The following is a 12,665-nucleotide window of genomic DNA, read 5'->3' as shown; positions in this document are numbered from 1 at the left end:
CGTCTGGTGTTCATTGGAGCGCGCTTCGCCGCCACGCAATTGACCTGGATCAGGGTTGGAAACCATTGGCGGGCGAGGGCATGGATTGAGCGAGATCAATCGGGCTCGACCGGACGATTCATACATTGGGGCGTGCGGCTCGCCGTCGCGAGCCGGCTTTCGGTTGGGAGTCCCTGCGATGAACCATGGATCGAGTGTGCGCCGGGCTCTGGTCTTGCTCACGGCACTGCTTGCGGCATGCGCCACCGACGCGACCCGCGAGGCCTTTCGTCATACGGAAACCGGCCTGCAGGCGGCGCGCGAGCAGGCGGCGGTCCATTGCGCGGCGCCCGACGATTGTGCGCGGGCCTGGAGCCGCGCGCGGGTGTTCGTCCAGTTGCATTCGCCCACGCGGATCGAGCGGATCACCGACGAGACGATCGAAACGCGCATGCCTCACGAATTCGGCGTGGCGTACTTTTGGGCCGTGCGCGAGACCGCGGCCGACGGCGCAACGACCGTTCGCCTGAAGGGCATGTGCCGGGGCATGTACAGCACCGGCAACGGGCCGGGATGGCTCTACCGGTCCTGCGCGGAGCAGTTGCGCGAGGCCCAGCTCGAATTCGCGCGCGAGGTGGGCGGCGCGCAATGAACGAGTCGGGGCGCGCCGGGTTCGGGGCCGCGGGTCCGGAGCCGTCAGGCAAATTTCGGCGGCGTGCGGCGGCGGACCACCCCGCGAACAAGCGCGCGCTCAGGCTCAGGACATCACCGCTTCGAGCGGGCGTCGCGGCGTCGCCGCGTCGGGCGTTCCGTGACCGATGCGCAACAGCAGCTGCGGGAAGTACGGACCCTCCAGCCCCATCAGGGCGCCGAGCCGGGGACGCAGCTCCGGGACTTCGATGGGCTGGTTCAGATACGAAGCGCACAGGCCGTGGAGGGTCGCCAGCAACAACACCCGTTCGAGAGCCTGGCCCGTGGCGAGCCACGCCTGCGCATTGTCCACGCCGGTCGCGAGACACAGCAGCAGCGGCGAACCTGCCGCCAGGTCGTGATGCGTGGCGGCCACGCCGCCGCCGAGATCGAACGTGCGGATCGCCGAGGCCACGAGCGGTTTCGCGAAATCGAGCAGGCCGCCGAGTCCGGCCGCGTAAGTCGGCATGCCGTCGTCGGTGCGGCGCGGATGGATCCACTTGGCGAGCTCGCGCCTGAAGCGCGGATCGGCGAACTGCTGCCGGTCGGCCTCGGCGATGAGGCCGGCGACTGCGTTGCGCGGCTCGCTCTCGCTCACGCAGGCGACTTCGACACCCTCGGCGCGCGCGGCATCCATCAGGTGCTGCTCGATGGTGGCGTCGACGGGCTCGGCGGAGAACGGATGGCGCGTCGTGACCCGCTCGTAAATCGCGCCCACGAGGGCAGCCAGCTCCGGCGCGGTGGTGCGCTCGCGCAGCAGACGCACCTCGGCGAGCAGATCGGGATCGGTGCTCGACGGGAACAGGGTGATCGCGTAGCCCATGCCGAGGCTCGCGATCGCCACGCGCAGATTGAAGAGCGCAGCGCCGCAACTGATGATGAGTTCGCGGTCGTACGGGTCCACCACGGGCAGCGCGCGCAGCCGGTCCGCGCACAGCATCACGCGGTCCGCGCCGAGCACGAAGCGCCAGGGCTGGCTGTTGTGGCTCGACGGCGCAAGCGTCGCGTGACGCGCGGCGAAGCGCATGGTGAACGCGTGCGTGTCGCCGGGTGCGTCCGCAAGGGCATCCTCGGGTGCTGTCTGGCGGGCACGGTCTCTGGCGGCGATGGCAGCGATGGCGGCTGGATTGTCGAGCATGATCAGCTCCCGTCGGGTAGACGCGCGGCTGCCGGCAAGACGCGCCGCCGCGCAAAGGTGAATCGGTGGGACATCGTCAGTGGGACATCAAGACCGGCACCGTCATGGCTTCGAGCAGGTTGCGCGTCACGCCGCCCAGCACGCGCTCGTGAATGCGCGAATGCGCGTAAGCGCCCGCCACGATCAGGTCGGCGCGCAGATCGCTCGCCCGGCCCAGCAGCGCCGTGCTCGTCCTGACGCCCAGTTCGCGGGGGCTTTCGTGAAACGATGCGCTGACGTCGTGCAGATCCAGCCATGCCGCGGCATCGGCCGCCTCTACTTCAGCCTGCACGCGTTTGGCGCCGTGACGCGCGGCGACCACCTCGATCGAGACGCAACTGGCGCTGCGCAATAGCGGCAAGGCATCCGCTGCCGCTCGCGCCGCTTCGCGGCCGCCGTCCCAGGCGATCAGGATGTTTTGCGCGATGGTCGGGAACGCTCCGGAATGCGGCACGACGATGGCGGGCCTCGCGGCCGTCATCAGGAGATCGGCGACGAAGTCGCTGGACGGGTCGATCGCGAAGTCGCCGCGCGCGTACTGTCCGAGCACGAGCAGGTCGGCGTGACGGGCGTGCAGCACCGCGGTCCCGGTGTCGCCGGGTTGCGGCGCGCGCCATTCGACCCTGCAGCCCGCATGCACGCCGGCATCGATAAACGCGGCTTGCGCCTGCTCGCGGCGCTCCAGCGCCTGCTCGCCGCCCATCACTGGCGCGTGCGGATAGGGCATCGGCAGATACAGCCCGATGAGGTGCGCGTCGAAGCGCACGGCAAGATCGAGCGCGAGTGCCAGACGCGTTTCGCGCCGCGCCGAATCGTCGAGATGGACGAGCAGAGTCTTGTAGCCCATGGCGGTTTCCCTGAATGTCAATGGCGAGCGGTCCGCTCAATGCGACATCAGCACCGGCACCGGCATCGAGCCGAGCACCGTCTGCGTCACGCCGCCGAGCAGAAGCTCTTTCCAGCGCGCGTGGCCATAGGCGCCCATCACGATCAGATCGCAGCCGGTCTTGGCGGCGTGCGCGAGCAGCGCGTCGCCCACCGTGATGGTTGGCGGCGGATGTAACTCCGTGACCCGCACCTCGAGTCCGTGACGCGCGAGAACGAGGCCGATGTCGGCGCCCGGAATGCGATCGCGGTCCTTGCGCGAGGGCGTGAAGGTCACGATCTCGGTGCGCTCGGCCAGGCGCATGAACGGCAGCGCGTCATACAGCGCGCGCGTGGCCGACTGGCCCGCGTCCCACGCGACCATGATGCGCTCGCCCACCGTGGGGCCTCCCCCCGCATAGGGCACCCACAGGACCGGCCGTCCCGCGCTCAGCGTCACGCGCGCCTGCAGCCGGTTGGCGAGCGACGCGTCGGGATCATCGGGGGCGCTCTGGCCCAGAACGATCAGGTCTGCGAAACGGGCGCGCATCAGCAGCTCGTGCTGCGCGTGATTCGCGGTGCGCCAATGGCCTTTCAACTCTTCCTCGGCGAGCCGCGCGAAGAAGTGATGCTCGAGCGAGCGGCGACATGCTTCGTGCTCTTCGCGGCATCGAGACCAATACTCGGCGTCCAGAATGAACGCGTAGGCCACCTCGTGCTCCGGCACGGCAGGCGCGAACAGCGCGCTGAGCTGGGCGCCGTGCCGCTTCGCAACGCGCAGCGCGACCTCGAGGCGCGTGCGCGCGCTATCGCTTTCGTCCAGATGAACGAGGATGTTGCGGTACTCCATGATCGGCGCTCCATGGTGGAATGCAACACCGAAGCGGTGTCTCGTGCGGCTCAGTCTAGGCGCGGAAGCCCGCCCGCAATTGATTTGAGTCAATCGTGAGCCGAAGGCGGAACCTACAGTGGGGCCTTGTTCCGGCCGCGCCGAATCGCGGCCGGTCGCCAATCTGCGAGGAGGATGGATCATGCGTAGCGAACGCGTTGCTTTTGTGAGCGGCGGGATGGGCGGTCTGGGCGAGGCGATCAGCCGGAGGCTGCACGATGCGGGCCTGACGGTCGCGGTTTCGCATTCGGAGCACAACGATCACGTGATCCGCTGGCTGGATCGCGAGCGCGCGGCGGGCCGCACGTTCCACGCTTTCGGGATCGACGTGGCGAGCTACGACTCATGCGTCGAGTGCGCGCAGCGGGTCCTGTCGCAACTGGGCGCGGTCGACGTCCTGATCAACAACGCCGGCATCACGCGCGACGCGAGCTTCATGAAGCTCACGAAGCGCGAGTGGGACGAAGTGATGCATACGAATCTCGACAGCGTCTTCAACCTCACCCGGCAGTTCCTTCCCGGCATGGTGGAGCGGCGCTTTGGCCGCGTCGTGAACATCAGCTCGGTGAACGGTTCGCGCGGCGCGTTTGGTCAGACCAATTACGCGGCGTCGAAGGCCGGCATGCACGGCTTCACGATGTCGCTGGCGCTCGAAGTCGCGAAGCACGGCGTCACGGTGAACACCGTCTCGCCCGGCTATCTCGCGACCGCGATGGTAGAGGCCGTGCCGCAGGACATCATGGAAAAGCGCATCCTCCCGCAGATTCCGGTGGGCCGGCTCGGGCGTCCGGAAGAAGTGGCGTCGCTGATCGCCTACCTCTGCTCCGACGACGGCGCATTCGCGACGGGCGCCAACTTCGCCCTCAACGGCGGCATGCACATGCATTGATCATGCATGACCCGAAACGCCGGACGGCAAGTGACGGCAAGCCGAAGTCCGATTTAGCGTCCGATTCGAAGCCCGATCCGGCGCCCAATCCGGCGCCCAATCCGGCGTCCAATCCGGCGTCCCCCGCCAGTTGATGCAGATCAGCCGCGCGGCTGCGCCCCATGCGAAGCTCGCAGCGACGGTCCGTTCGGGACCGGCTTCGATGGAGACGGCGATGAAAACCGATTTGCAGCTCAAGCACGACGTGGAAGCGGAACTGGAGTGGGAGCCGGCGGTCACGGCTTCGAATATCGGCGTGGAGGTGAAGGACGGCGTCGTGACGCTTGCAGGCCATCTCGCGAGCCTGAGAGAAAAGATCGCGGCGGAGCAGGCGGCGCAGCGCGTGGGCGGCGTGCGCGCGCTGGTGGTCGAGCTGGATGTGCGCTTGCCGGGCGACGACATGCGCAGCGATGCGGACATCGCACGCATCGCGGGCTCGGTGCTGAACTGGACCGCCGGGCTGAGCGAGGGCGCGGTGCAGGTGCAGGTCGAGCGCGGCCACGTCGTGCTCAACGGCGCGGTGGACTGGACATGGCAGAGCCAGGCAGCCGCGCGCGCCGTCGCACAGTTGCGCGGGGTCGCGGGCGTGGTGAATCACATCGAAGTCCGGCATGCGGTGGCGCCGGACAAGATCAGCAAGGACATTCTCGAAGCGATGCGCCGTCATGCGGACCGCGAGGCGCGGCATATTCAGGTCACGGTCGACGAAGGCACGGTGAGGCTGTCCGGCAAGGTGCATTCGTTCGCCGAGCGCGCCGTGGCGCGAGGCGCGGCCTGGGCCGCGCCGGGCGTGCGCGCCGTGGTGGACGATCTGAGCGTGGAGTGAAGCAATGGCGGCCGCGCTGCGCGGCCGCTTCTCAGCGTGCGGTGCCGGCGCTGAGCGCGTCGCGCAGCGCGGCGGCAAAACATTGGAACGCCCGCAGCGAACCCGCGACGCTCTGGTATTTTTCGCGGCCGATCTGGCCGTCGAGCGTGACGAGCATGCCGGAGGAGCGCGCGAGCGCGAGCAGCGCATCGGCGTCGTCGATCGCAATCGCGCCGGCAAGCGGAACGGGAGATGGCGTACGGTTTTCGGCGGTGTGCATGACGGCGCTCCAGGGGCGATAAACGTTCGAGCGGATTTCGCTACGTCTTCAGTATGGACGGCATGGCCAGGCGTCCCAATGAGCCGGCGCTGAAACTGATGTAGGTGGTTTTTGGAGCCTGTAGGCGTCGGCCTACAGCGCCTGGCACCGGATCGGAGTCGATAACGTGATCGAAATCTTGACGCTGACGGCCAATCCCGCCGTCGATGTGTCGACGGCGGTGGAGCGCGTGATCGATACGCACAAGCTGCGCTGCGAGGCGGCAAGCCGCTATCCGGGCGGCGGGGGCATCAATGTCGCGCGCGTGATCCAGCGTCTCGACGGCGCGCAGGCCCGCTGCCTCGCGCTGTATCTCGCGGGCGGCGTGACGGGCGACTTGCTGGAGCAACTGCTTGCAGCCGAGTGCGTGGACAGCCGAAGGCTGCCTGTCGCGGGCGAAACGCGGGAAAACTTCTCGGTGATAGAACGCTCGACCGGGCGCGAGTTCCGTTTCGTGCTGCCCGGCGCGCCGGTGGAGGCTGGCGAATGGGCGAGCGCCATGGCGGCGTGCGAGGCGCTCGTGCCCGCGCCGCGCTACCTCGTGATGAGCGGCAGCCTGCCGCCGGGACTGCCGGCGCGGGCCTATGCGGATCTCGCGCAGCGGGCCCGTGCGCGCGGCACGCGTGTGGTGCTCGACACCTCGGGCGCGCCGCTCGCGCTGGCGCTGGAGGCGGGCGTCTATCTCGTGAAGCCGAGCCTGGGCGAACTGGCCGGGCTGGCGGGGCGGCCGCTCGCCGACGAGGCCGCGCAACTGGCCGCCGCGCGCGAGATCGTGACGCGGCGGCGCGCGGAAATCGTTGCGCTCACACTCGGCGAACACGGCGCGCTGCTGGTATCGGCTCAAGAAACGCTGCGGGTGAAGGCCCTGCCGGTATCGGTATCGAGTGCGACCGGCGCGGGCGATAGCTTTCTTGCGGGACTGGTCGTGGCGTTGCGCCGGGGCGAGGGGCTGGCGGCGGCGGCGCGTCTTGCGCAGGCGGCGGCATCGGCAACCCTGCTGACGAGCGGCACGGCGCTTTGCGACGCTGCGCAGGTGCAACGGTTCTATGAGGCCGCGAGCCCCGTGTGCTGAATGCGTGAATTGCGCAGCAGCAGTGCAGCCGCGGCAAACGTGCTTCGTGGGGTTTCCGGGTCTCAGCGCGCCGCGCCGTCGCGGGAGGGCGCGTATCTGGCATGCGGCACGGAGAAACCCGTTACGTCCGCGAGCAGCGCGCGGCCGCGAGGATGGAAGGCGAACGCCGCGATGATGAGGAACGAGCCGGGCAGCGCAAGGGCGGCAAGGAAGAGCAGGCGCTTGTACATGGTTGAATCTCGCGGGGAAGGCAGGAGTATGGATTTAGCTTAAATCCCGTCGACCTCGCTCGATTGACCTGCATCAGCCGATCGCGCGCCGCGCGCGTCGCCGTCAATGCGATAGCAGAACCGGCACGGTGGCCGATTCGAGCAGCGCGCGCGTGACGCCGCCGAGCAGGTGCTCGCGCCATTGCGGATGACTGTAGGCGCCCGCCACGACGCAGTCGCAGCCGCTCGTCGCGACCCACGAAATCAGGGTGTCGCCCGCCGTCTCGTCCGCGTCGCTGAAGCTTTGCGCAAAGTCGACATTGACCCCGTGCCTTGCCAGCATCAGGTCGATGTTCGCGATTCCGTCGTCCGCCGCCGCGGCGCGCGGCGAAGCGGGCGTGCCGATATGCAGCACCGTGACGCGCTTCGCGGCTTGCAGCAGGGGCATCGCGTCGTGCACCGCGCGCGCGGCTTCGCGGCTGCCGTCCCACCCGATCACGATCGACTCGCACGCGGCGCGCAGCGCGCCCGCGTAAGGCAGTACCAGCACCGGCCTGCCGGACGTCATGACCACGCTTTCCAGAAAGCGCGCGCGCAGCGCATGGGCATCATCGTCGGGACTCGCCTGGCCGGCGACCAGCAGATCGGCGTGGCGGCTGCGGCGGATGATCGGCTCGTCGGCGTAGTCGTCGAATGCGATCCACTCGCCTTCCATGCCGACGCGCCGCAAGTCGTGGCGAAACGATTCCTCCGCCATGGCCTGCTGGCTGCGCCGCGCGTCGCAGTATTCGCTGTAGTAGGGCGCGCAACCGGCGACGGTGAAGTACGAGCGCGCTTCGGGCGCGAACGGCGAGTAAAGGCCGATGAGATGCGCGTCGAAGCGGCCCGCGAGCGTCAGCGCGAAGTCGAGCCGCGCTTGCGCGCGCTCGCCCGGGTCGAGATAAGCGAGCAGGGTCTTGTAGTGCATGGCTGCGTCTCCTGGAGCCGTGCGTCTCGTTTTGCCGCAGGACGCGTGCGGACGGGCAATCACCCTGGCGTCGAGTGTTATCGCCGGGCTCGTGTCGATTCTTGATGCAAGTCAAACATGGGCGCTTGTTTGATACACGTCAACTGGAACAGGGCCGCGCGCCGCAGAATCGCCTCAACCGGCCCGGACCCTGCACGCGCCTCGTGCACGGCGAGCGAGGCTGGCCAAACCGGAGGGCGTCCATGCGGTGCATCCTGCGCCTCGCGTTCAAGCTGCTTGTCAACGACAGCGCCAAGTTCACGGCGCTGCTGATCGGCATCACGTTCGCGGTGTTTCTGATGGTCGAGATGACGTCCATGTTCGCGGGCATCCTCAACCGCTCGTCGTCCACCGTCATCAACGTGGGCGCGAAGGTCTGGGTGATGGACCCGGCGGTGCAGACGATCGCGAGCAGCATCGGTATGCCCGATTACGTGCTCGACGCCGTGCGCAGCATCGACGGCGTGAAGTACGCCGTGCCGCTCTACTCGGGCATGGCGCTCGTGAAGCTGCGCAACGGCACTTACCAGGCGGCCACCGTGATCGGGCTGGACGACACCACGCTCTATGGCTGGCCGAAGATGAAGACCGGGCGCATCGAAGACATTTTTGCGGAGGACGGCTTCATTGCCGTGCAGGACGCCGAGTTCTACAAGCTCGGCAGCCCCGCGCCCGGCACCGACTTCGAGCTGAACGACCACCGCGCCGTGGTGGTCGGCATTGCCGCGGTGGCGAGCAGCAGCCTGTTTGGCACCCCTACGCTTTACACGACGTACCGCCGCGCCATCCAGGACGTTCCGTCGACGCGCTACACGACCTCGTACATTCTCGTCGAGCCTAAGTCGGCAGCCGACATTGCGCACATCAAGGCGCAGGTTGCCGCGCTCGGCTATGTCGCCTACACCAAAGACGAGTTCATGCAGCACATCGCCGACTTCTACAAGTACCAGACCGGCCTCGGCACCAACATTCTCCTGATGACCGTGATCAGCTTCGTGGTCGGCCTGTCGATCTCGGGGCAGACTTTCTATACGTTCATTCTCGAAAATCTCGAAAAATTCGGCGCGCTCAAGGCCATCGGCGCGAAGCGGCGCGAGCTGGTCGCGATGATCCTGTTCCAGGCGGCCTTCACGGCGCTCACGGGCTACGGCCTCGGCGTCGGATTGTGCGCGGCGTTGATCAGCCTCGCGCGGCTGCGCATCCGCGACTACGCGGCCATGATCACCTTCGGCAACCTCGCGATCGCGTTCGCGATGGTGGTGGTGATCGCCGCGCTCTCCAGCTATCTCGGCGTGCGCCGCGTGCTGCGCATCGAGCCGTTCGACATCTTCCGGGGCTGAGGCAATGGTCGATTCGATTGCCATCGAGGCACATGCGCTCGACAAGTGGTTCGGCGAGGGCGCGGCGCGCACCCAGGCGCTGCAAGGCGTCTCCATGCAGGCGCACTACGGTGAGATGGTGCTGATCGTCGGGCCGTCGGGCAGCGGCAAGACCACGCTGCTGAGCGTCATCTCCGGGATTCTGCGGCCCGATGGCGGAACCGTGTCGGTGGACGGCGTCGATCTGTGGGCCCAGCCCGACGACCGGCTCGCGGAGTTCCGGCTCAACCGCATCGGCTTCGTCTTTCAGGACTACCATCTGTTTCCGCGCCTCACCACGGCCGAGAACGTGGCCATTCCGCTGATCCTCAAGCGCCGGCCCTGGGACGACGCGCTCGCCGAGGCGCGGCGCTATCTGGCAGTCGTGGGCCTCGAAAACCGGGCCGCCTTGCCGCCCGTGAAGCTCTCGGGCGGCGAGCAGCAGCGCGTGGCGATCGCCCGCGCGATCGTGAGCCAGCCCGACATTCTCGTGCTCGACGAGCCCACCGCCTCGCTCGACGGCGACACCGGGCGCACCATCATCGAGTTCGTCAAGCATCAGGTGCTCAACGAGCGGCGCTGCATCGTCATCGTCACCCACGACGCTCGCATCTTCGAGTACGCGGACCGCATCCTGCATATGGAGGACGGCAAGCTCAAGGACATCGTCCCAGGAGGCGCGCGATGAAGCATCGGCTGGTCTTTGCCGCGTCGCTGATCGGTTTCCTCGCGGCCGTTGCCGCGGCCTGGGTGTTCGGCATCCAGCAGCCGCCGCAGCCGCCGGTGTTCCAGCCGGCGGCCAATCCTTACGCGCACGGCGTCTATGCCACGGGAATCGTCGAAAGCGACCAGAGCGCCGGAGCGAACGTCAATCTCTACCCCGAAGTGAGCGGGACGGTCACGCGGCTGCTCGTGCACGACGGCGACCGCGTGAAGGCGGGCGACGTGCTGCTCACGATCGACGATTCAGTGCAGCGCGCGAACGCCGGGCAGCTCGCGGCCCAGGCGCTTGCCGCGCAGGCGCTGCTCGACGAGCTCGAGGCCCAGCCCAGGCCGGAAACGCGCGACGTTGCCGACGCCCAGGTGCGGGCGGCCCGGGCCAGCCTGAAGATGGCGCAGGACACCTATGCGAAGCAAAAGCAGGCATGGGACATCGACCCCAAAGCCGTGAGCCGCGACGTGCTCGACAGCGCGGAGAACGCCATGCACGTCGCGCGCGCCAACCTCGAGGTCGTCACGCGCCAGGATCGCCTCACGCGCGCGGGCGCGTGGGTCTACGAAGTGCGCAACCAGCAGGGGCAGGTGGAGGCGCTGCGCAAGGCGGCCGCGTCGGCCGAGGCGCTGCTCGCGCACTACACGCTACGCGCGCCGTCCGACGGCATCGTGCTTGCGGTGAACACGGCGCAGGGCTCGTACCTTTCGCAGCAGGGCGTCTATGACACCTACACGCGGGGCATGGCGCCCGTGATCGTGCTGGGCAGCGCGCCCGAGCGTCTCGCGGTGCGCTGTTACGTGGACGAGATCCTGATCTCGCGGCTGCCCCAGCCGGACCAGCTCAAGGGGCGCATGACGGTGCGCGGCGCGAACATCGCGGCCAATCTCACCTTCGAGCGCATCCAGCCCTATGTGACGCCGAAGATCGAGCTTTCCGACCAGCGTACCGAGCGCGTGGACCTGCGCGTGCTGCCGGTGATTTTCCGCATCGAGCCGCAGGCGGGCCTGCGCCTCTATCCAGGGCAGATCGTCGATGTGTACATTGCCGCGCGCTAGGCGACCTGCTTCGAGCAGGACGCGGGGGGGACGCCATCGCGCGCGCGCGCGCAGTGCGCTGCGCGTATTCGCATGGCTCGCTGCAACCGGGCTGGCGGGCTGCGCGGTCGGGCCGGATTTCACGCGGCCGGCGCCGCCGCAGGTCGATGCGTATGTGCGCGCCGGCACGCCGGCGGCCTTCGCGGCGGCCGGCGTCTCGCAGACCCTGCGGGCCGGCGTCGCCGTGCGAGACGACTGGTGGACCCAGTTCGGCTGCCGCGCGATCGATGCGGCCGTGGACGACGCCCTCACCGGCAACGCCACGCTCGATGCGGCCGAGGCATCGCTTCGGCGTGCCGATCATCAGCTGCGCGCCGGAGCGGGCGTGTTCTATCCGCAGGCGAGCGCCGCGGCCGGCGCCTCCCGGCAGCGCTATGCCCCGCTGCACGTCGGCTCCGGCATGGCGCCCTCGATTTTCAACCTGTTCACGCTGTCGGCGTCGATCAGCTACGCCGTCGATCTCTGGGGCGGCAACCGGCGTTTCGTCGAGGCGCTCGCGGCGCAGCGCGATGCGCAGCGCTACGCGCTGGCGGCGGCCTACCTGACCATCGAATCGAACGTCGTCAACACGATGATCGCGCGCGCCGGCTGGCGCGACGAGATCGACGCCACGCGCGAGATGATCGGGCTCTTGCGCGAGCAGGTCCACATTGCCGAGGTGCGCGCGCGCGCCGGCACCGCCGCCTACGCGGCGGTGCTCACGCTGCAGAACGAGCAGGCCGCGCTCGAAGCCACCTTGCCGGTGCTGGAGCAAAAGCGCGCCCAGGCGGCGGATCTGCTGGCCACGTTGAGCGGCCTGCTGCCGGTGCAGTGGTCCGCGCCCGAGCTTTCGCTGAACGAGATCACGCTGCCGGCGGATTTGCCCGCGACCGTGCCGTCGCAGCTCGTGCGCCAACGGCCCGACGTGCTGCAGGCCGAGGCGCTGCTGCACGCGGCGAGCGCGCAGGTCGGCGTGGCCACGGCGGCGATGCTGCCGAACTTCACGCTTTCGGCCGGCGGCGGGCTTGCGGGTACATCGCTCGCGTCGATGGGCGCGCGTGCCGGCCAGTCGTGGGTGCTGGCCGCGGACGTGGCCGCGCCGCTCTTCGAGGGCGGCACGCTCTGGTACGGGCGCAAGGCCGCGCAGGACGCCTACGATGCCTCGCGCGCGCAGTACCGGCAGACCGTGCTGAGCGCCTTTGCGCAGGTCGCGGACGTGCTCTATGCGCTCGAGCACGACGCCGGCGCACTGGAGGCGCAGACGCGCGCGCTCGCGGCGGCGCGCGAGGCGCTGCGCTTGCTGCGCGCCGACTATCGCGCGGGAACGGTGGACTACGTCCAGATCCTCGTCGCCGATGCCCAACTGCATCAGGCGCAGATCGCCTGGCTCGAAGCCGACGCCCAGCGGCTGCAGGACACCGTCGCGCTCTATGCGGCGTTGGGCGGCGGCTGGGGCGACGCGGGAGGCGGCCAGCGCTGAGCGGCGGCCCGATGCGGCCACGGCGGTGTTCCGGCCGCGTTTGTCTCTTGATGCAAATCAATGGCGTGACGCTGGCCACACCGAAGATGTGGCATCAGGCA

At 68.7% G+C, this 12,665-nt stretch carries 14 protein-coding genes; 8 read left to right on the top strand and 6 right to left on the bottom strand.

Translation table 11 applies throughout. From position 1 onward, the window contains the following. The first annotated feature begins 178 nt into the window (after positions 1–178). A complete protein-coding gene (locus P5W98_RS17685; protein WP_421026732.1) occupies positions 179–631 on the top strand; it encodes a hypothetical protein in 453 nt (150 codons plus the stop codon). 105 nt (positions 632–736) lie between these two features. On the opposite strand, the gene P5W98_RS17680 is transcribed toward P5W98_RS17685, so the two are convergent. The 3 genes from P5W98_RS17680 to P5W98_RS17670 form a co-directional block, all read right to left on the bottom strand. Further along, positions 737–1,807, bottom strand: coding sequence for an Acg family FMN-binding oxidoreductase (locus P5W98_RS17680; RefSeq protein WP_421026733.1), 1,071 nt, complete (start codon positions 1,805–1,807; stop codon positions 737–739). Between the two features lie 76 nt (positions 1,808–1,883). Continuing rightward, positions 1,884–2,693: a universal stress protein gene (locus P5W98_RS17675; RefSeq protein WP_421026734.1), complete on the bottom strand. Its 810-nt coding sequence runs from the start codon at positions 2,691–2,693 to the stop codon at positions 1,884–1,886. 36 nt (positions 2,694–2,729) lie between these two features. After that, positions 2,730–3,560, bottom strand: a complete 831-nt coding sequence (locus tag P5W98_RS17670) for a universal stress protein (RefSeq protein ID WP_421026735.1) — start codon at positions 3,558–3,560, stop codon at positions 2,730–2,732. Positions 3,561–3,741: 181 nt separating this feature from the next. On the opposite strand from P5W98_RS17670, the gene phbB reads away from it, so the two are divergent. After that, a complete protein-coding gene (phbB, locus tag P5W98_RS17665; protein ID WP_421026736.1) occupies positions 3,742–4,488 on the top strand; it encodes an acetoacetyl-CoA reductase in 747 nt (248 codons plus the stop codon). A gap of 214 nt (positions 4,489–4,702) precedes the next feature. Further along, entirely contained in the window at positions 4,703–5,353 is a 651-nt protein-coding gene (locus P5W98_RS17660) for a BON domain-containing protein (protein ID WP_421026737.1), read from the top strand. Positions 5,354–5,384: 31 nt separating this feature from the next. On the opposite strand, the gene P5W98_RS17655 is transcribed toward P5W98_RS17660, so the two are convergent. Continuing rightward, entirely contained in the window at positions 5,385–5,612 is a 228-nt protein-coding gene (locus P5W98_RS17655) for a hypothetical protein (protein ID WP_421026738.1), read from the bottom strand. Between the two features lie 166 nt (positions 5,613–5,778). Here P5W98_RS17655 and P5W98_RS17650 point away from each other — a divergent pair, with 166 nt between their 5' ends. Further along, positions 5,779–6,723, top strand: a complete 945-nt coding sequence (locus P5W98_RS17650) for a 1-phosphofructokinase family hexose kinase (protein ID WP_421026739.1) — start codon at positions 5,779–5,781, stop codon at positions 6,721–6,723. A 62-nt stretch (positions 6,724–6,785) separates the two neighbouring features. Here the strand turns inward: P5W98_RS17650 and P5W98_RS17645 are convergent, their stop codons facing one another. Continuing rightward, positions 6,786–6,953, bottom strand: coding sequence for a hypothetical protein (locus P5W98_RS17645; protein WP_421026740.1), 168 nt, complete (start codon positions 6,951–6,953; stop codon positions 6,786–6,788). Positions 6,954–7,056: 103 nt separating this feature from the next. Then, positions 7,057–7,899 carry a universal stress protein gene (locus P5W98_RS17640; RefSeq protein ID WP_421026741.1) on the bottom strand — a complete coding sequence of 281 codons (843 nt, stop codon included), beginning with the start codon at positions 7,897–7,899 and terminating at the stop codon, positions 7,057–7,059. Positions 7,900–8,141: 242 nt separating this feature from the next. On the opposite strand from P5W98_RS17640, the gene P5W98_RS17635 reads away from it, so the two are divergent. From P5W98_RS17635 to P5W98_RS17620, 4 genes are read left to right on the top strand one after another with little or no spacing between them, the layout of a single operon-like run. Beyond that, complete coding sequence (locus P5W98_RS17635; protein ID WP_421026742.1) at positions 8,142–9,278, top strand: ABC transporter permease; 1,137 nt, start codon at positions 8,142–8,144, stop codon at positions 9,276–9,278. 4 nt (positions 9,279–9,282) lie between these two features. Beyond that, positions 9,283–9,984, top strand: a complete 702-nt coding sequence (locus tag P5W98_RS17630; protein ID WP_421026743.1) for an ABC transporter ATP-binding protein — start codon at positions 9,283–9,285, stop codon at positions 9,982–9,984. Next, a complete protein-coding gene (locus P5W98_RS17625) occupies positions 9,981–11,066 on the top strand; it encodes an HlyD family secretion protein (RefSeq protein ID WP_421026744.1) in 1,086 nt (361 codons plus the stop codon). Before P5W98_RS17630 ends, P5W98_RS17625 begins: the two co-directional genes overlap by 4 nt. Then, positions 11,044–12,564: an efflux transporter outer membrane subunit gene (locus P5W98_RS17620; protein WP_421026745.1), complete on the top strand. Its 1,521-nt coding sequence runs from the start codon at positions 11,044–11,046 to the stop codon at positions 12,562–12,564. The genes P5W98_RS17625 and P5W98_RS17620 overlap by 23 nt, the downstream gene beginning before the upstream one ends. Positions 12,565–12,665 lie beyond the last annotated feature (101 nt).

Source organism: Paraburkholderia sp. A1BS-2L, from assembly GCF_051125205.1.
GTDB lineage: Bacteria > Pseudomonadota > Gammaproteobacteria > Burkholderiales > Burkholderiaceae > Paraburkholderia.
Note: the sequence above shows the minus strand (reverse complement) of the source record. Positions and strands in the feature narration are given on the sequence as shown.